Genomic DNA, 19463 nt, shown 5'->3' on the forward strand with positions numbered 1-19463 from the left:
CGTTGTGACCAGCACCCTCACCCGCGTCGAGACCGACGCGCCGACCCGCGCCAAGCAGCCCAAGGCCGTGTGGGCGGTGGCCTTCGCCTCGGTCATCGCCTTCATGGGCATCGGCTTGGTCGATCCCATCCTGAAACCGATCGGCGAGCAGTTGCACGCCTCGCCGTCCCAGGTGACGCTGCTGTTCACCAGCTACATGGTGGTCACCGGCGTCGCCATGCTCATCACCGGCGTGATCTCGAGCCGGTTCGGCGCCAAGCGGACGCTGCTGGCCGGACTGGCGATCATCGTGGCCTTCGCCGCGCTGGCGGGAAGTTCCGGCACGGTCGGACAGATCGTCGGCTTCCGCGCGGGCTGGGGGCTGGGCAACGCGCTGTTCATCGCGACCGCCCTGGCGACCATCGTGGGCGCGGCCACCGGCGGCGTCGCCCGCTCGATCATCCTCTACGAGGCCGCGCTGGGGATCGGCATCGCGGCCGGGCCGCTGGTCGGCGGCTTCCTCGGCGGATTCAGCTGGCGCGCACCGTTTTTCGGGGTGTCGGTGCTGATGGCCGTCGCGTTCGTCGCGATCGTGGTGCTGCTGCCGGACACTCCGCCGCCCGCGCAGCGGACCTCGATCACCGCGCCGTTCAAGGCGTTGCGCTTCCCCGGCCTGCTGCTGGTGAGCGTCACCGCGCTGCTGTACAATTACGGGTTCTTCACCCTGTTGGCCTACACGCCGTTCCCGCTGGACATGGGCACCTACGCCATCGGCGTCATCTTCTTCGGCTGGGGTCTGCTGCTGGCGCTGGCGTCGGTGGTGTTCGCGCCGCGGTTGCAGGCGGCCTTCGGCACCGTGCCGATGATCGCGACCGCGCTGGCGTTGTTCGCCGCGGACCTGGCCGTCATGGCGATCTGGGCCGATCACCGGCCCGTGCTCATCGTGGGCACCGTGCTCGCGGGGCTGTTCCTGGGCGTGAACAACACGCTGATCACCGAGGCCGTCATGATCTCGGCGCCGGTGGAGCGCTCGACCGCCTCGGCCGCCTACAGCTTCGTGCGGTTCGTCGGCGGCGCGGCCGCGCCCTATCTGGCGGGCAAACTCGGTGAGCACCGGATGGCGTTGCCGTTCTGGGTCGGCGCGGCCTGCACCGGGATCGGCGTGCTGGTGCTGCTGGCCGGACGCTCGGCCCTGGCCCACGTCGACGACCACGAACCCGCGCCGCACAGCGCCACCGAGGCCGCGGCGATCACCGTCGGCGACGACTGACGGGATACGCTGGGCCACAAGAAGATTGGGGAGGTAGGACGCCAATGCACCCAGACGTCCTACCTCCCGTCACAGTACCGGCGAATGCGCTTGCGGGCGTGGCGAGTTCGCCGATCCTGGGACGAGTCACGAGGATTTCGCGCCCCGATTCGGTCCGCGCACAGTGCCCCGGCCCCGGGCGTCGCGCGCCCGGTTGGTGGTGTAGGTGCGGGCCACGATCGCCGACCGCAGATACCACAGCCCGCTCGGGGTGCTCGGATCGAAGCCGGTGAGCTGGGCGATGCGCTTGAGGCGATAGTCCACGGTGTTGGCGTGCACGTGCAGATCCCGCGCGGTGAGGCGGCGGTTGAGATTGTTGGCCAGATGCCGGGTCAGGGTCTGCAACAGTTCGGGGTGGGCGTCCAGCGGCGCGAGCAGCGCGCCGAGCACCTCGCGACCCGGCCCCGGGCGGGTGATCTGATACTCCACCGCCAGATCGTCGAGCCGGTGCAGACCGGGCCGGGTGCGCAGGTGCTGAACGGTGTCGAGCAGCTGATGGGCCTGGTTGGCGGCCTCGGGGACGCCCTCGGGTGCGGCGCCCACGACCGTCGCGGTGACAGCCACCCCGGCCGCCGCGGACAGGGCCTCGACGAACTCGTCCAGTTCCGCGTCCGCGACGCTCGTGGTGGGCACGAGAATCGTTCCGCCGTCCACGCTCAACAGCGACAGCACCGCCTCGCCGCAGCGGGCCGCGAGCGCCGCCTGCACCCGGCGCAGCTTGCGCCGCGCCACCACCCGGCCGTCCAGGGTCGGGTCGTGTTCGTCGGGATGCGGCGGAAGCGCCAGCGCCACAACGTGATACGAGGGCGCGATATCGATCCCGCACTCGCGGGCCATGGTCGAGGTGGAGTGCCCGGACAGCAGCGCGGTGATGAGGGTGTGCGCGGCGTGGTGGTGTTCGCCCGCGGCGGCGCGCAATTCGCGGACATAGGCGTCGGAGATGGTGGCGGTGATGATCTCGAGCACGTCGATCTGCCGCCGGGAGGCGAGCTTGATGTCCTCGAGATCGGCGGCGGTGAGGTGCGCCTGGACCAGGTCGACGCCGAGCCGGAACCCCTCGTGCACCGCGTGATGGATCACGCCCAGCGGGATGCCCTCCCGGGCCCACCCGGCGGCGGCGTCCTCGAGCCGGGCGATCTGCTCGCCGGTGTCCGCGCCGTCGAACATGGCCACGGCCAGTTCCAGGCACAGCCGGGTGGTGGCGGTGAAGTCACCGCTGATGGCGTCGGTGGGCATCGTCCGGCAGGCCACCACGGTGTCGAGGAAGTGCCCCACCATCTTCCGCGAGAGGGTGCGCACGTCCCGCAGGGGCGAGGTCACCTGGGGTCCGGCCACGGTCGGGGGTTCGTCGACGGGTCGCGCGGATTCGGCCACTCGGCACACTCCCTCTTCCAGTCCCCCCGCGGAACTTACCGGTACAGAGTGTCACCGTAACAATGACGTGACGCGCATACACAGCAATCTCTGCCAAATCTGGGAGGGTGGCGAAAACGCGTCCTCCGGGCTCTATTACAGCTCACAGAACGTTGAATCCTTGTTGGGCTACCGATCAGTAACCCGTACCGTCAGTGCCGGGGGAATCCTCGCGGGAGGTGGTACAGGTGAGCATTGATGGATGCCGTTCGGAACTGGACGGACACAGTGTCGGCACAGCGGCCGATCCGGCGATCGCCACGATGGCCTCCGGGTTCCGCCTGGCCCTCACGGTGGTCGGCGCGGCCGAGGACGCCGGGGTGCTCACGCTGCGCTGGCTCGAGGACGCGGCCCTGCGCTGCGCGCGCCTCGGGGTGCCGATCGACGAGGTGCACACCATGGTCAACGAGGGTTTCGAATCGGGCCTGTCCGAGCAGGTCGGGTCCGACGACGGCTCGACCACGCTGTGGTTGCACGATCTGTTGCACCGCACGGTCACGCGCGCCTATCAGCGGGTGTGAAACCGGCCCGTTTTCTACGGGGCTGTTGTAATCTGTTGGCTCAGAGCATTTTTCGACCGCCCGTTCCCGGACAGCGTGGTCTTCGCCGGGCGCTCCCGTTCCGGAGGCGCGCGTCATGGTCGACCTGGTATCGCCGCTCGAGGCCCTGTTCCTGATCGGGGAGGCTCCGCACCGCCCGATGCACGTGGGCGCGATCCAGCTGTTCGAGCCGCCGCCCGGCGCGGGCCCGGATTTCGGGCTCGACACCTATCGGAAGCTGTTGTCGGACAATCGGATCGATCGCACCTTCCGCAAGCGCCCGCGGTCGGTCGGCGGAATCGCCCTGCCGTTCTGGCGGTGGGACGAGGAGCTGGATCTCGGCGGTCATCTGGCGCGCTGGGCTCCCGCGCCCCCGGGGGACACCGAACAACTGCTGGATCTGGTGTCGTGGCTGTACGGCCGCCGCCTGCCCGGCGATCGCCCACTGTGGGAGGCCAATGTCATCGAGGGGCTGCGCGGGGGAAAACTGGCCCTGTTCATGCGCATTCACCACGCCGTCACCGACGGCGTCGCGGGACAGCATGTGCTGCATCGCGGTCTCGACCCCGAGCCCGTGCCCGAGGCGTACGGGCCGTGGCACGCCGAGCCGCCCCGCCCGCGACGCGGCACATCGCCCCGCACCGGATCGCCGGGCGCGCTCACCGCACTGGCCCACGCCGCCCGCGCGGCCCGGACCGTGCTCACCGACGCGGCGCTGGTCCGGCCGTGGGAGACGCCCGCGACCATGTTGAACGTCCCCGCGGGCGGCGATCGCCGCTGCGAGCTGTACTCCTGCGCCCTGGACCGCGTGGAGGCGATCGCGCGCGCCGCCGGCGCCTCGACCAACGATGTGGTGCTGGCCGTGACGGGCGGGGCGCTGCGCCGATACCTGTTGCGCCGCAACGCCCTTCCGGACCGTTCGCTGGTGGCGATGGTTCCGGTCTCGCTGCGTAGCGGCGCGGAGGCGCGCAGTTCCGGCGGGGTGAAGGTGGCGGCGGTGCTGTGCCCGCTGGGCACCGACACCGCCGATCCGGCCGTCCGCCTCGAACGGATCATGACCGCGATGGGCCGCAACAAGGAGATCTACCGCGAGCTGTCCGCGACGGCGGCCCTGGCGCTCACCGCCGCCCTGCTGAGTCCCGTGGCGCTGGCCTTCCTGCCCGGGCCGATGGCCCGGATCGCCCCGCCGTTCAATATCGTCGTCTCGAGCATGCCGGTCCCGCCCGGCCCGATGCACCTCAACGGCGCCCGCCTCACGGCCACCTATCCGCTCTCCATCCCCTTCGACGGCCAGGCCCTCAATGTCACGCTGACCATCGCCGCCGATCACATCGATTTCGGCATGGTCGCGGTGCGCAGCGCGGTCCCCGAACTCGACCGCTTCCCGGGCATGCTGGACGCCGCGCTGCGGGAAACGGAGGCGGCGTCGCTGATTCGCGAGGGCAGCGAGTAGCGCAGGATCTTGCCGACCACCGTGAGCAGCTGCGGAACCAGGCCGCCGCGGTGGTAGGGCAGTCCGTGGTCGGCGCAGATCCGCCGCACCTCCCGGGCGATCCGCGGGTAGCGGTTGCTCGGCAGATCCGGGAACAGGTGGTGTTCGATCTGGAAGGACAGGTGGCCCGAGAGCACGTGCAGCAGCCGCCCGCCGCGGATGTCGGCCGACCCGCGCACCTGCCGGGCGTACCAGTCGCCGCGGCTCTCGTCGGCCAGACACGATTCGGGGAAGGTGGCGATCCCGGCGGGCAGATGTCCGCACAGCACGATCGCCGACGACCACAGATTGCGCACCAGCTCGCTGGTGAGGTTCGCGGCCAGGGTGGCCGGTGCGCAGGGGCCGGTCAGCAGCGGGAACAGCAGGTACTCCTTGGTCGCGAGGGTGAGCGTCTTGCGCGCGCCCGCGCGGAGTTTGCCGCCGCTCTCGCGAATGTCCCTGCGCCCGGCGAGGACTCGCTCGAGTTCGGCGTCGTAGGGCAGGAGCATGGCGTCGAAGAACACCGCCAGGCCGATCGCGTAGAGCGGCTGGAACAGGTGCACGGGATGCCAGGGCTGTTCCGGGGAGACGCGCAGGTAACCGAATCCCAGATCGCGGTCCCGGTCGACGATGTTGGTGTGCAGATGGTGTTCGACGTGGCTGTCGCGCCACTGCGCGGCGGGCATGTACATGTCCCACTCCCAGGCGGTGGAACTCAGCCGCGGATCGCGCAGCCAATCCCATTGCCCGTGCATGACATTGTGGCCGATCTCCCAGTTGTCCAGGATCTTCGACAGCGACAGGCAGGCGACCCCGGCCAGCCACGCGGGCGGGAACAGGGAGCCGAACAGGACCGCGCGACCGGCGAGTTCGAGGGTGCGCTGGGTGCGGATCACGGTGCGGATGTAGTGCGCGTCGGCCGGGCCGAGATCGTCGAGGATGCGGTGCCGGAGCTCGTCCAGTTCGGTCGCGAGGTCCGCGGTGGTCATGGGCCCTCCTACAGGTCGATGGCCACGTCGCCCGCGGCCGTGGTCGTGCAGGTCCGGATCGGCTGCCCCTCGCCGTGCTGCACCCGCCCCGTCCGCAGGTCGCGCACCCGCCCCGCGCGCAGCGGTCCGGCGCAGGTGAAGCAGATGCCCATCCGGCATCCGCTCGGCAGGGGGAGCCCGGCGCGTTCCCCGGCCTCGAGCAGCGAGGTGCCGCCGTCCGCGCGGAACTCCTTGCCGCTGGCCAGGAATCGCACGGTGCCGCCGTCCGTGGCGGCGGCGGGCCGGGGGAGCCGGAAGCGTTCGACCGCGAGCCGGTCGGCGAGGCCCGCGGCCGCCCAGTGGTCGGCGCACGCGTCGAGCAGGTCGCCCGGACCGCAGGCGTAGGCCCGGCGACGCCGCCAGTCCGGGCACAGCGAGTCCAGGTCGGCGGGCCGGAAACGGCTCGCGCGCACCGTGTTCCGTTCGATGTAGCGGAACCACGGCAGCATCCGGTGCAAGGCCCGCAACTCGGGTCCGAAGATCGTCTCCTCCGCGCGGCGGGTGGAATGGATCATCGTCACCGTGTCGGCCGCGCGGGGTCCGGCGGCCAGCTCCCGCAGCATCGCCATCACCGGCGTGACGCCGCTGCCCGCGGTGACGAACAGCAGCGGCCGCGGCACACCCGGCAACACGAAGTCCCCGGCCGCCTGGGTCAGCTCCACGAGGTCGCCGATCGCGGTGTCGCGGACCAGTTTCGGCGAGACCACGCCCCCGGCAACGGCTTTCACGGTCACCTCGATCAGCCGGTCCGTCCGCGGCGGGCACGAGATCGAGAAGGGCCGTCGCCGGCGCACCCCCGCGACATCGGTGCCGATCGTCGTCCACTGCCCCGCCCGATGCCCGAGCCACCGCCGATCCGCCTCGATCCACAGGTGGGCGACGTCCGGCCCGAACCGCCGCACCGCCCGCACCCGCCCGGTGACCGGGCCCGCGCCCCAGGCCGGATCGAACAACCGCGCGTAATCCGAGGGTGCGTGGGGCGCGGCGAGCAGCCGGGCGAGCGCGCCGAGCGGCGACCTCATAACGATCGCCCCGCGAGGAAGTCGCCGATCAGCGCGCGCACCGTCGCCTGCGCGCACGCCCGGTTCGTTCCGATCTTGCCGACGGGTTCGCCGCCCGCCGCGCCGACGGCGTAGACGCCGGTCTCGGCGACCGGGACTGGACGCTCCGCGCCGACGGCGTGGACCACCAGACCGGCGTCGAGATGGTCCCGCTCGCCCCCGGGGCTCGCGACGATCAGGCCCGCGACGCGGGCGGTCCCCGTGATCTGGACGGGGGTGCTGTCGAAGCGGAAGCGCAGGCCGCCGCGCCGGATGCGGTCGTGCCGGAGCAGCGCCCGCAGCGCGGGGGCGGTGAAGCGCGTCGCGGCGGGGCCACCGCGGCCGACCACGGTGATCCGCCGAATGGCATTGCGGGCCAAGGTGTTCCGCACGTGTGCGGGCAGCCGCGCCCACGCGAATTCGCCGGGCCGGGCCGACAGCAGCCGGGCCGCGTCGAGGGCGACATTGCCGTTGCCGATGATCACCGCCCGCGGCCGGGACAGGTCGATCCGGCGGTGCCGGTGGGCGGGATGGCCGTTGGCCCAGGCGGCGAGGTCGTGCCCGGTGATATTGCCCGGCAGCCCCGCGCCCGGGACGTCGAGCCGCCGCCCGTCCCCGCCGCCGGTGGCGAAAACGACCGCGTGCCAGCGGCGGCGCAGGTCGGCGAGCGTCACATCGACGCCCACCTCGACGCCGAGCCGCAGCCGGACCCGCGGATCCGTTGCGACCGAGGCGAATTCGACGAGCATGCGTTCGGCCCCGGCCTCGTCGGGCGCGACCCCGTAGCGCACCAGACCGCCCGGCTCGGGCAGGCGCTCGAAGATGTCGATACGCACCCGCCGGTGCCGCAGCAGTTCCGCGGCGGCGTACATCCCCGCCGGTCCCGCGCCCACGATCGCCACGGTGAGGAGGTCGCGGCCGGGCGGAATCAGCTGCGGCGGAGCGGGTTTCGGGGGCGGCACGGCGGGGCGGTGCGCGAAGTAGGCGGCGCTCGACACCTGGTACGGCCGCTGGTCCGCGCTCAGCCGCGACCCCGGCCGGATCGCGGCGGCCGGGCAGGCGTCGGCGCACGCGCCGCAGTCGATGCAGGTCGACGGGTCGATGTGGAGCAGATCGGTGGTGCCGAAACCGGGCTCGTCGGGGCGCGGGTGGATGCAGTCGAGCGGGCAGGCCCGGACGCAGCGCGCGTCGGCGCAGCAGTCGCCGGTGATGACGTGCGGCATCAGAGCGCTCCGGCGAGGCGGCACCAGGCGTCGCCGAAGGCGTTGCGCACCCCCACCCGGTCCAGGGTGCGCATCGCCCGTTCATAGCCCCAGCGCTGGGTGTCGCGCCAGTGCGGATTGCCCCGGGCGATCGCGGCGGCCGCACGCGCATCCAGTCCGGCGTCGGCGTAGACCGCGGGCGCGACGAACGACCGGGTGAGCACGAACAACACCGGACCGTAGGCGAATCCGAGCAGTACCCGCTCGACCGGCGAATTCGGCAGCAGCGCGGTCAGTTCCGCGCGGGCGAAGGTCAGATGCCGGGCCTCCTCCACGACGTGCACGCGGGAGATCTGCCGCACCAGCGGTTGCAGCGCGGGATCGAGTTCGATCTCGCGCTGTAGCGCGTCGAAGTACTCCTCGACACACAGGGTGAGACCCAGCACGAGCAACGGCGGCGCCCACACGCCGGGCAGCTTCCCCAGCCGCCGCAGCCAGCGGGCCGGTCGATAGTCGGAGCCGCCGATGGCCGCGATCACCCGCCCGAACATGGTGGAGTGGCGGCATTCCTCGGCGACCTCGGTGTAGAGATGGCGGGCCTGCGACGACCGGGGATCGACGTCGTACACCCGGCGCAGCAGCGTCTGCCCGAACACCGTCTCCACCCACGCGCCCACGGTGTACATCGACGCGGACTGGTAGCGGGTGAGCGCGATCCGCTGCTCCCGGGTGAGCCGGTCCCACAGCCGCGTGCCGTACAGCGACGCCCGGTGCTCGGGCAGGAAGAACAGGTCCGGGTCGAAGCCGCGATCCCAGTCGATGGCGTCGATGTCCATCGACAGGGCCGCCGCGCTCTCGGCGAGCATCGTGGTCACGGCGTCGAGTTCGGGCGGGCGCGCGGTCATGAGATCTCCTCCTCGTCGGCCGTGGCCGAATCATGTTCCAGGACGAGGACATTCAGGTGACCCGGGTGGGAAGGGTCGAGCAGGAGGGTCTGGGTGGTGATGCCGCGGCGGATGGACGGGGTGAGCAGGTAGCGGGGAAAACTGTCGCGGGTCACCGAGATTCGCAGCCGGTGCCCGGCTCGGACGCGGGCCTCGGTGGCGTGCAGGTCGATGTCGACCGCGTGCGGCTGGTTCGGCTCGATCGGGATCTCGGAGGCGGCGGTGAGGGGATGGGCGGGTTCGACGGGATCGCCGTCGGGGTAGCGGGGCGTGCCGGGGGAGAGGCGGCGCATGGTGGAGCGGATCGCGCCGGAGGACAGGGCGACCGAGCGGCCGTCCGGGGCGATGTCGGCGAGGGTGGCCGCCCAGAACGCGTCGCGGGAGCCCGCCGCCACGTACAGGTGCAGGGCGATCGGTCCGGTGAGGATCACGTCGTCGCGCAGGGGTTCGGTGGTGAAGGTGGCCGCGGCCCGTTCGGCGCGGCGCTCGTCGCGGCCGTAGCTGCGCCCGATCAGGGTCGCCAGCCCCGCGGTGGCGCGGGCCGCGTTGTCCGACGCGGGATGGGTGCGGGCGTCGAGTTCGATCCGCCGCGCGGTCTCCGGCGGTGTCGCGGTGAGCGCCCCGTCGAAGTGCGCGTGCGCGGCCGAACCGCTGGACTCGCCGGTGAGGTAGAACTTGCGGCGTCCGGCCCGCGGATCGGGGAACGCGCGCCGCCGCACCCAGCCGTCGCCCTGACTGCGCAGGGTGACCGGGCCGTACCGGTCGACGCCGTTGTCGATGCCCCGGATCCAGCGGTCGAACCACGCGCACTGGAGTTCGTTCAGCGCGGGCGGCGCGGCGGCGGCCCCGAGTTCGGGCACCGGCGACAGGTGGTAGCCCTGCCCGATGAGCATCTGCTTGGCTCCGGGCGGCAGCGGCAGCCGCTCGTAGATGTGCCACACCGACCCGCTGTAGATGTCGTGCCAGGCCCCGACGAGGAAGGTGGGAACCTGAATCGCGCTCGCGTCCGGCACATTTCGCGACCACATCTCGTTGAGGTAGCTGTGCGGGTGCCGGTCGGAGGCCATGATCGCGATCGCCAGGCCGAGCCAGGGGATCGGGTGCGCGAGCCGGTCGCGCACCAGCCGGGCCAGCAGCCGGGGCCGCCGCAGCACCGCCGGCGACGGAACCAGTTTGGTGAGATTGATCGACGCCGCCCAGGCGAGGATGAACGGCGAGGGCACCCCGCCGCTGAGCGCGATCTCGCGGGTCGGATCCGCGGACGGTTCGATCGCGAACACCGCGCCGAGCCCCGGCGGCCGCCGCGCCGCGGCGAGCAGGGCGGCCTGGGCGTGGTAGGAGATGCCGCTCAACGCGATTCGCCCGTCGCACCAGGGCTGTTCGCGCACCCAGGCGAGCACCTCGGCGTAGTCGCGCTGTTCGTGCTCGCCGTGGAAGTCCCACGTCCCGGTCGAGGACCCCGTGCCGCGCACATCCACCAGCACCACGGCGTACCCGCGCGACACCAGGGTGTCGTTGGTGGTGATCGTGTCCAGCGCGCCGCGGCCGATTCCGCCGATGAGCTCCAGGAAGCCGACCCCGGCGCGGTCCGTCCCGGCCGCCGTCGCGGTGGCCAAGGCGCGCAGCAGGTTTCGCGTGGGCCGCGCGCCGCACGCCCGCACGAGCGTCTTGTTGTAGGGAGTGAAACAGACCACCGCCGGGACCGGCGCGTCGATCACCCCCCGTTCGTCGGCGGGCAATCCGATATCGGCGAGCAGCAGCTCCCCGTCGGACGCCCGAATGGAAACGTCACCGCGCCAATGGGTTCGGGGCCAGCGCGGTGCGCCGATGTCGAACCGGGTCGCGATATGCACGGGCAACGCCGTGGGATTCGTGCTCATCGGGCACCTCCCGGAATGAATTCAGACGGCCGCTTTCTCCAAGTCGGCCAGGGATTCCTCGAACAATTCCAGCAGCCGGTCCAGTCCGGGCACGGCCGCCGGACAGGCCACCAGGCCGAAATCGATCCGGTCGTTGGTGGTGGTGAAGGTGATGTTGAGCGCCAGGCCGGTCAGGGGGATCGACAACGGATACAGCGCGTCGAGCCGCGCGTCACCCCAATAGCGCGGGGCGTGCGTGCCGGGCACCTTCGAGATCACCACATTGCACGCCGGGAGCAGGGTGGCCAGCCGCCCGGCGAGCAGCGCGATCAGCAGCGGGCTGAGCATGAGCCCCGACAGCGCGACACCGCCCGGGGTGGGCAGTGCGGCGAAGACGCTCTTGCTGTCGGCCATGGACCGGCTGATCGCCGCCAGCCGCCGCCGCGGATCGGCGATATCGGTGCCCAGGGCGCACAGGGTCGCGCCGACCTTGTTGCCCCCGCTGTGGTCGTCGGCCGAGCGCAGCGTCATCGGCACCATGGAAACCAGAGGGCGAGCAGGCAATTGGTGCCGTTCATCGAGATAGCCGCGCAACGCCCCGGCGACGACGGTGAGGATGACGTCGTTGGCGGTGGTCGCGGTCCGCCGCCGCACGGCCTCGATCCGCCCGCGCGGCAGGGACAGCACCGCGCAGCGCCGTGCGGTGCCGATGGGGACGTTGAAGGGGGAGCGCGGCGCCTCGAACGGCACGGTGAGCGCCCGGTCCAGCACGACCTTGCGGCCCGCGTCGAGCAGCGTCCGCAGCTGTCGCGACGCGGACCGCGAATTCGGCTCGGGCCGATGCCCGTTGGCGGGCGGGAGCTGCCAGAACGCGCGGGGTGGCGCGCTCGTCGGCGCGGCGTCGAGGGTGCGCGCGAACAGCCGCTGCGCGGCCGCGCCGTCGAGCAGCGCGTGATGCCATTTGCAGTACACCGCGAACCGCCCGTCGGCCAGCCCCTCGATCAGGAATACCTGCCACAGCGGCAGATTCCGGTCCAGTGGCTGCCCGTGCAGCCGGTCGACGACCTCCAGCAGCTGGGCCTGTCCGCCCGGGGCGGGCAGGGCGATGTGTACGAGGTGGCGGAACAGGTCCAGATTCTCGTCCCGGGTCCACAGCAGCGGCGAGATCCCGGGCAGCGCGACCGGGTGCCGCAGAAATGTCGGCGTCGCGTCGGTACGCACGGAAAGGGTCGCGAAAAGCTTTCGGAAATAATCGTCTTTCGCGTCCGGCGGCGGTTCGAACAATTGCAATGTGGCAACGTGCATCGGATGTTGCGGGGTGTCTCCGAAAAGGAAGGCGGCATCGAGCACGGACGTGGGTCGTAAATTCACGGCTTCACCAATCATCGATCACAGAGCATGGTCGGGTGAAGAAGGATGTCCCCTTTTCGACGGCACTTTCGCTGAACCGTTCACAGCCGAGAATACCCGGTCACTTCCGTATTGAAAAGCTTTGCGGCGATTAGATACCGGATGAAAGGAAAAGGCCGGTCGATACCGACCGGCCTTCTAGTGATAAAAGGTGAACTGCAATTTCGGTGAGCTGAAATCCACGCCCCGAATTCACCGCGATGGAGGAGTCGCGGGCGAATCCCACGCCCGCGCGTACCGCCGCTTGTCCGGCGCGGCGAGCTCCTTGCTCCGATACACGACGTACGGCCGCACCAGATACCCCACCGGCGCGCTGAACATGTGCACCAGCCGCGTATAGGGCCAGAAGGCGATGAGGGCGAGCACGATCAGCGCGTGCGCCTGGAACGTCCACGGCGTGCCCACCATCAGGTCCGGCTCGGGGTGCGCGGTGAAAAGGCTTCGGAACCACGGGGATACGGTCTCGCGGTAGTTGTGCCGCCCCCACAGCAGATTGCTGCCGACGGTATTGAGCACGCCGGTCAGCAGCGCGCCCGCCAGCAGCGCGTACATCACCTTGTCGTTGGTGGTGGTCGCCTGGCGCACGGCCGGAACCGTCCAGCGCCGGTACAGCAGGATGCCGATTCCGGCGAGCACCGCCGCGCCCGCGACCGACCCCGCGGAGACCGCGAGCACGTGGTAGGACCGCTCCGAGATCCCGACCGCCGCGGTCCACGACTCGGGGATCAGCACGCCGAGCACGTGCCCGCCGATCACGCCGAGCATGCCGAAGTGGAACAGTGGACTGCCCAGCCGCAGCAGCCGCGATTCGTGGATCTGCGAGGAGCGGGTGGTCCAGCCGAACTGGTCGTTGCGGTAGCGCCACAGATGGCCCACCACGAACGAGGTGAACGCGATGTAGGGCAGGGTCGTCCACAGGGTGGTGGTCATCGGCGGGATTCCGATCCGGTGAGGGTGAGCGGGTCCATCGCGAAGGGCTCGAGGCCCACCTCTTCCTCGGGTGGGCCCTGTGCGGCCAGTTCGGCGATGCGGCGGCGATCCGCGGTGGTGATCGGCGGCAGCGTCGCGGTCACCGCCGCGAGGATCCCAGCGTACGGGGAACCGCTGTCGGACAACGACAATCGCAGCAGCTCCAGCACCGGTACGTGCTCGCCGAGCAGCCGTTCCCCGCCGATCGGATCGACGGTCGCGGCGAACTCCAGCAGCACCGCCAGATGGTCGGGCAGTTCGTGATCGCCGAGTTCGACCCCGGCCTGCCGGTAGGTCTGTTTGAACCGCAACAGCGCCATCCCGCGTTTGCGGGTGTCGCCGTAGGCGTAGAAGGTCAGGTGCAGACTGGCGCGGCGGCGCATGTCGAAGGTCTCGACGTAGTGCTGGGCCGCCGCGATCGGGGTGGTGTCGCGCAGCCAGGTCAGCACCGGTTCCAGTTCCCGGCGCACCGGCTCGGGCAATTCCGCTGTCGCGCCGGACAATTCGTCGAGCAGGCCGAGGGTCTTCGCGCCCGGGTAGTCCAGCAGCAGCGCGGCGATGCGCCAGACCAGTCGCCGCTCGCGGTCGGGCATGGGCACCACCGGTTCAGGGCGGCGGCGCGGTTTCAGCAGGTTCATCGCGGCGCTCCACCGGGAACGGCCGCCGGGGCGTCGGCGGGCGCGTGGCCGTTTCCGTTCGTCTCCCCGCTCGGCATGAGCCCGTCGGTGCGCTTGCCGTCCCAGTCCAGCAGGTTGATCCGGCTCGACTTCTCCTGCGGCGCGGCCCGATTGGTGTCGGTGAGGTGGAACTTCTCGGCCATGACGTCGAAGGCGGTCATCCCCGGCCCGCCGTCCACGTCGAGGCTGCACCCGGTCGCGAGCGAATCCAGTTCGTGCGCACGGGATGTCGCGCCGGTGGGGATCACGTACCGGTGCTCGTACTTGGCGATGGCGAGCAGCCGGTACATGGCCTCGATCTCCTCGGGCTCGAGCCGCACCGACTCCGGGATGGTCAGGTCCGGTTCCTGGCCGAGGTTGATCGAGCGCATGAACGAGCGCATCCCGGCCAGCCGTTGCAGCGCGGCGCGCACCGGGCCGGGATCACCGGCGGTGAACAGTTCGGCGAGGTACTCCACCGGGATGCGCAGCGCGTCGATCGCCCCGAACAGGTTGTTCGCGTTCTCGCCGTCGTGCCCGGTCTGCGACAGCACGTCCACCATCGGCGACAGCGGGGGCACGTACCACACCATCGGCATGGTCCGGTACTCCGGATGCAGCGGCAGCGCGATCTGGTAGTCGACGATGAGCTTGTAGACCGGCGAATCCTGCGCGGCGGCAATCCATTCCGGGGAGATGCCGGACCGCTCGGCCTCGGCGATCACGCGCGGATCGTGCGGGTTGAGGAACACCCCCAACTGCGCCGGGTACAGCTCGGTGTCGTCGGTGACCGACGCCGCCTCGAGCACCTTGTCGGCGTCGTAGAGCATGACCCCGATGTAGCGCAGCCGCCCCACGCAGGTCTCCGAGCACACCGTCGGGATGCCGACCTCCACCCGCGGGTAGCAGAAGGTGCACTTCTCGGCCTTGCCCGTCTTGTGGTTGAAGTAGATCTTCTTGTACGGGCAGCCGGTGACGCACTGCCGCCAGCCGCGGCAGGCGTCCTGGTCGACGAGCACGATGCCGTCCTCGGACCGCTTGTAGATCGCCCCCGACGGACACGACGCCGCGCACGACGGGTTGAGGCAGTGCTCGCAGATGCGCGGCAGGTAGAACATGAACGTCTGCTCGAACTCGAGCTTCACCTGGTCGGACAGCTTGGCCAGCAACGGATCCCGGCCGACCTGCTCCGGGCCCGAGCCCAGCGAGTCGTCCCAGTTCGCGCCCCAGGTGACCTGGGTGTCCTCCCCGGTGATCAGCGATTTGGGCCGCGCCACCGGGGTGGTGTCCATCCGCGGGGCCGACAGCAGCGTGTCGTAGTCGTAGCTCCACGGGTCGTAGTAGTCGCCGATCGTGGGCAGATCGGGATTGGCGAAGAGGTTGAGCAGCCGCTTCATCCGGGAACCGGACTTCAGCGTGAGGCGGCCGCGGCGGTCCAGCGTCCAGCCGCCCTTCCACTTCTCCTGATCCTCGTAGCGGCGCGGATACCCTTGTCCCGGGCGGGTTTCCACATTGTTGAACCACACGTACTCGGTGCCCGAGCGGTTGGTCCACGCCTGTTTGCAGGTGACGCTGCAGGTGTGGCAGCCGATGCACTTGTCCAGGTTCATCACCATGGCAAGCTGCGCCATGACACGCATGTCAGTACTCCACTTCCTGCGAGCGCTTACGGATCGTGGTGACCTCGTCGCGCTGATTTCCGGTGGGGCCGTGATAGTTCAGGGCGAACGACTGCTGGGCGTAGCCGCCGACCAGGTGCGACGGTTTGATCATGATGCGGGTGAGCGCGTTGTGGATGCCGCCGCGTTTGCCCTTGGCGCCGTTGGTCTCCGGGGTGCCCTCGATGCGCGGCACGTTCACCGCGCGGTCCTGGGCGTGGTACATGAACACCGTGCCCTCGGGCATCCGGTGCGAGACGATGGCCCGCGCGACCACGATGCCGTTGCGGTTGACCGCCTCGATCCAATCGTTGTCGCGCACACCGATCTTGGCGGCGTCGACCTCCGACATCCAGATCGCCTGCCCGCCGCGCGAGAGCGTGAGCATGTGCAGGTTGTCCTGGTAGGCGGAGTGGATGGACCACTTGGAGTGCGGGGTCAGATAGCGCACCGTCACCCCGTTCGCGCCGACCGCGCCGATGCCGGGCTCGGCGAACAGCGCCGACATGTCCAGAGGCGGCCGGTACACCGGCAGCTGCTCGCCGAGTTCGATCATCCAGTCGTGGTCGAGGTAGAAGTGCTGGCGGCCGGTGAGGGTGTGCCAGGGCTTGGCGCGCTCGACATTGATGGTGAACGGGGAGTAGCGCCGCCCGCCGGTCTCACTGCCCGACCACTCGGGTGAGGTGATGACGGGGACGGGCCGGGCCTGGGTGTCGGCGAAGGTGATTCGCTTACCCTCGTGTTCCGCGGCCAGATCCGCGAGCTCGGTCCCGGTGCGCCGCTCGAGCGCGTGGAAGCCCGCCACCGCGAGGCGGCCGTTGGTGGTGCCCGACAGCGCGAGGATGGCCTCGGCGGCGTGGGTGTCCTTGGCCAGCGACGGGCGGCCGCGCGCGACGCCGGAGACGATCGCGCCGTTGACGCCCTTCAGGTACTCGACCTCCGCGTCGGGCAGCGTGGTGACGCCCTTGGTGGTCAGGCCGAGGGTCTCCACGAGCGGGCCGAGCGCGGCCATCTTCTCCGCGATGTGCGGGTAATCGCGTTCGACCACAACCAGTTTCGGCATGGTCCTGCCGGGGATCGGCTCGCATTCGCCCTTCTTCCAGTCCCGCACGCGCCCGCCCGCCTGGGCGAGGGCGTCGGGGCTGTCGTGCTGCAACGGCACCGCGACGATGTCGGAGCGCTTGCCCAGATGTTTCTCCGCGAGCCAGGAGAAGCCGCGCGCGATGCGGTGGAACGCCTCGAAGTCGGTGCGAGCCTCCCACGGCGGGGAGATCGCGGGGGTGAAGGCGTGCACGAACGGGTGCATGTCGGTGGAGGACAGGTCGTACTTCTCGTACCAGGTCGCGGCGGGCAGCACGATATCGGAGAACAGGGTGGTGCTGGTCATCCGGAAGTCCAGCGACAGCAGCAGATCCAGCTTGCCGGTGGCCGCGGTCTCCCGCCATTCCAGTTCCTGCGGGCGCACCCCGGTGGCCTCCCCGGTTTGCAGGTTCGAATCCGCGCCGAGCAGGTGCCGATGGAAGTACTCGTTGCCCTTGCCGGAGGAGCCGAGCAGATTCGCCCGCCAGACCGTCAGCACGCGGGGGAAGTTCTCCGGGGCGTCGGGATCCTCGCAGGCGAATCGGAGATCACCCGATTTCAGTTGCGCCACAACGTGTTCGGCGGCGGTCCGCCCGGCGGCCTCGGCCTCGTCGGCGAGATCGAGGGGGTTGCGGTCGAAGGTCGGATACGACGGCATCCAGCCCAGCCGGGTGGCCAGGGCGATATTGTCGGCGGCGGTGCGGCCCGCGAACGCGCCCGCGCCCAGCGGCGAGGCGAACGCCTCGGAGGTGAACGGATCGTAGCGCCACTGGTCGTTGGCCAGGTACCAGAACACCGTGCCCTGCATCTGCCGCGGCGGCCGCTGCCAGTCCAGGCCGAAAGCCAGTGTGGACCAACCGGTCACGGGGCGGCACTTCTCCTGGCCGACGTAGTGCGCCCAGCCGCCGCCGTTGACGCCCTGGCTGCCGGTGAGCAGGGTGAGGGTGAAGAACGCGCGATAGATCTGGTCGGAGTGGAACCAGTGGTTGGTGCCCGCGCCCATGAGGATCATCGATCGGCCGCCGGTGCGTTCGGCGTTGTCGGCGAATTCGCGGCCGACGCGTTCGGCCTGCGCGGCGGGCACGCCGGTGATCTCCTGCTGCCAGGCCGGGGTGTAGGGCTCGGTGGGGTCGTCGTAGCCGGTGGGCCAGTTGCCGGGCAGGCCGGGCCGCGACACGCCGTACTGGGCGAGCAGCAGGTCGAAGACGGTGGTCACCCGCTTGCCCGCGATGACGGTGGTCGGCACGCCGCGGGTGAGCACGCCCGCCTCCGGCCCGTCGAAGCGGGGGAACTGCACGGGCGCGGCGTCGTCGGCGCGACCGTGCAGGCTCAGCAGAGGATCGGTGTCCCCGAGTTCGAGATTCCAGCGGCCCGCCCCGGACTCGGTGAAGCGGTGGCCGAGGGAACCGTTGGGCGCCACGGGATTTCCCGACGAGTCCAGCAGCACGGGCTGGAACTCCACGCCCTCGCCCTCGTGGCCGAGGTCGGCGGCGGTGAGGAACTTGCCGGGAACGTAGGTGTGCGCGACGTACTCGCCGTCGGCGTCGAAACCGCCCGGGCGCTCGTCGAGTTCGACCAGGAACGGCAGATCGGTGTAGCGCTTGACGTAGTCGGTGAAGCGGGGGGTGTCGCGCTCGACGAAGAACTCGCGCAGGATCACGTGGCCCATGGCCATGGCCAGCGCGGCGTCGGTGCCGGGCCGCGCGGCCACCCACTCGTCGGCGAATTTGGTGTTGTCGGCGTAGTCGGGGGAGACCGCCACGACCTTCTGGCCGCGATAACGGGCCTCGGTCATATAGTGCGCGTCGGGCGTGCGGGTGACGGGAACGTTGGAGCCCCACATGATCAGATAGCCCGCGTCGAACCAGTCCGCGGACTCCGGCACGTCGGTCTGATCGCCGAACACCTGCGGCGAGGCCACCGGCAGATCGGCGTACCAGTCGTAGAACGACAGCATCGACCCGCCGAGCAGCGAGATGAACCGCGCGCCGACCGCGTGCGAGACCATCGACATGGCCGGGATGGGGGAGAAGCCCGCGATCCGGTCCGGGCCGTAGCGCTTGATGGTGTGCACGTGCGCGGCGGCGGCGATCTCGGCGGCCTCCCACCACTCCGCGCGCACGAAACCGCCCTTGCCGCGGGCGGATTTGTAGCGGGCGGCGAGTTCGGGGTCCTCGACGATCGACTCCCACGCCAGCACCGGATCCTTCAGCCGCGCCTTGGCCTCGCGGTACAGCTCGAGCAGGACGCCGCGCACGTACGGATAACGAACGCGCGCGGGCGAATACGTGTACCAGGAGAACGACGCCCCGCGCGGGCAGCCGCGCGGTTCGTACTCGGGCTTGTCCGCGCCCACCGACGGATAGTCGGTCTGCTGCGACTCCCAGGTGATCACGCCGTCGGAGACGTAGATCTTCCACGAACACGAGCCGGTGCAGTTGACGCCGTGGGTCGAGCGCACCACCTTGTCGTGCGCCCAGCGTTCGCGATAGAAGTCGTCGGCCGAGCGGCCGCCGACCCGGTGCACCGTGCGCAGATCCTCCGACACCTCGCCGCGCGCGAAGTAGCGGCCCAGACGCAGCAACGCGTCCCCGGCGGAGGGATCGGAGGGCGCCGAACCACGGGATGGAGAACTAACCACAACGCCCCCAGACGAGAGTGCCACCATGCTGTCGGTCTCGACAGTAAGGACGCCCCCGAGCAGCGCAAAACCCCTCTCTCACAACGCTCCCGGCGCGGGGGTGAGCTGTGAGGGCGGAGAAACCTCACGTTCACCACAGTCGGGCTGTGCGGGACGCGCGGTGCCGATTCGACCTGCGCCGACGCCGGAAAGCCCCGCTCGGGGAGCGGGGTGCCGGGGCGCCGGTGAACCTTCCGAAACGGGTGGTTCTCCGGCACTTTACAAA

The 19463-nt window shown here is 70.5% G+C and carries 13 protein-coding genes and 1 pseudogene; 3 read left to right on the top strand and 11 right to left on the bottom strand.

What is annotated here, in order from left to right:
- The first annotated feature begins 4 nt into the window (after positions 1-4).
- Positions 5-1249 (top strand): MFS transporter, encoded by a 1245-nt coding sequence (locus ACWDSJ_RS11005; RefSeq protein ID WP_450031112.1) that lies wholly within the window; start codon positions 5-7, stop codon positions 1247-1249.
- A 126-nt stretch (positions 1250-1375) separates the two neighbouring features.
- Here ACWDSJ_RS11005 and ACWDSJ_RS11010 read toward each other — a convergent pair whose 3' ends face one another.
- Positions 1376-2566 (bottom strand): PucR family transcriptional regulator, encoded by a 1191-nt coding sequence (locus ACWDSJ_RS11010; protein ID WP_450031548.1) that lies wholly within the window; start codon positions 2564-2566, stop codon positions 1376-1378.
- 323 nt (positions 2567-2889) lie between these two features.
- Between ACWDSJ_RS11010 and ACWDSJ_RS11015 the strand changes: the two genes are divergently transcribed.
- Positions 2890-3222, top strand: coding sequence for a hypothetical protein (locus ACWDSJ_RS11015; RefSeq protein WP_450031113.1), 333 nt, complete (start codon positions 2890-2892; stop codon positions 3220-3222).
- 115 nt (positions 3223-3337) lie between these two features.
- Positions 3338-4606, top strand: a pseudogene (locus tag ACWDSJ_RS11020) (wax ester/triacylglycerol synthase family O-acyltransferase); the annotation flags it as partial.
- Here ACWDSJ_RS11020 and ACWDSJ_RS11025 read toward each other — a convergent pair.
- The 10 genes from ACWDSJ_RS11025 to ACWDSJ_RS11070 all read right to left on the bottom strand — a co-directional run bounded on the left by ACWDSJ_RS11025 (position 4567) and on the right by ACWDSJ_RS11070 (position 19225).
- Positions 4567-5700: a fatty acid desaturase family protein gene (locus tag ACWDSJ_RS11025; protein WP_450031115.1), complete on the bottom strand. Its 1134-nt coding sequence runs from the start codon at positions 5698-5700 to the stop codon at positions 4567-4569. The pseudogene ACWDSJ_RS11020 and the gene ACWDSJ_RS11025 overlap by 40 nt on opposite strands.
- An 8-nt stretch (positions 5701-5708) precedes the next feature.
- The gene (locus ACWDSJ_RS11030) at positions 5709-6761 is read right to left on the bottom strand and encodes a ferredoxin reductase (RefSeq protein ID WP_450031117.1); all 1053 of its coding nucleotides are present in this window, start codon (positions 6759-6761) and stop codon (positions 5709-5711) included.
- The gene (locus ACWDSJ_RS11035; protein WP_450031119.1) at positions 6758-8002 is read right to left on the bottom strand and encodes an FAD-dependent oxidoreductase; all 1245 of its coding nucleotides are present in this window, start codon (positions 8000-8002) and stop codon (positions 6758-6760) included. Before ACWDSJ_RS11035 ends, ACWDSJ_RS11030 begins: the two co-directional genes overlap by 4 nt.
- Positions 8002-8886, bottom strand: coding sequence for an AurF N-oxygenase family protein (locus ACWDSJ_RS11040; RefSeq protein WP_450031121.1), 885 nt, complete (start codon positions 8884-8886; stop codon positions 8002-8004). Before ACWDSJ_RS11040 ends, ACWDSJ_RS11035 begins: the two co-directional genes overlap by 1 nt.
- Entirely contained in the window at positions 8883-10805 is a 1923-nt protein-coding gene (locus tag ACWDSJ_RS11045; protein WP_450031123.1) for a CocE/NonD family hydrolase, read from the bottom strand. Before ACWDSJ_RS11045 ends, ACWDSJ_RS11040 begins: the two co-directional genes overlap by 4 nt.
- Before the next feature lie 21 nt (positions 10806-10826).
- Positions 10827-12170 carry a WS/DGAT/MGAT family O-acyltransferase gene (locus ACWDSJ_RS11050; protein ID WP_450031124.1) on the bottom strand — a complete coding sequence of 448 codons (1344 nt, stop codon included), beginning with the start codon at positions 12168-12170 and terminating at the stop codon, positions 10827-10829.
- A 216-nt stretch (positions 12171-12386) separates the two neighbouring features.
- Positions 12387-13124 carry a respiratory nitrate reductase subunit gamma gene (narI, locus tag ACWDSJ_RS11055; RefSeq protein ID WP_450031126.1) on the bottom strand — a complete coding sequence of 246 codons (738 nt, stop codon included), beginning with the start codon at positions 13122-13124 and terminating at the stop codon, positions 12387-12389.
- Complete coding sequence (gene narJ, locus ACWDSJ_RS11060) at positions 13121-13801, bottom strand: nitrate reductase molybdenum cofactor assembly chaperone (RefSeq protein ID WP_450031128.1); 681 nt, start codon at positions 13799-13801, stop codon at positions 13121-13123. Before narJ ends, narI begins: the two co-directional genes overlap by 4 nt.
- The gene (gene narH, locus ACWDSJ_RS11065) at positions 13798-15450 is read right to left on the bottom strand and encodes a nitrate reductase subunit beta (protein WP_450031550.1); all 1653 of its coding nucleotides are present in this window, start codon (positions 15448-15450) and stop codon (positions 13798-13800) included. Before narH ends, narJ begins: the two co-directional genes overlap by 4 nt.
- Before the next feature lie 10 nt (positions 15451-15460).
- Positions 15461-19225 carry a nitrate reductase subunit alpha gene (locus ACWDSJ_RS11070; RefSeq protein ID WP_450031130.1) on the bottom strand — a complete coding sequence of 1255 codons (3765 nt, stop codon included), beginning with the start codon at positions 19223-19225 and terminating at the stop codon, positions 15461-15463.
- Positions 19226-19463 lie beyond the last annotated feature (238 nt).

This window comes from Nocardia sp. NPDC003482, assembly GCF_053588115.1.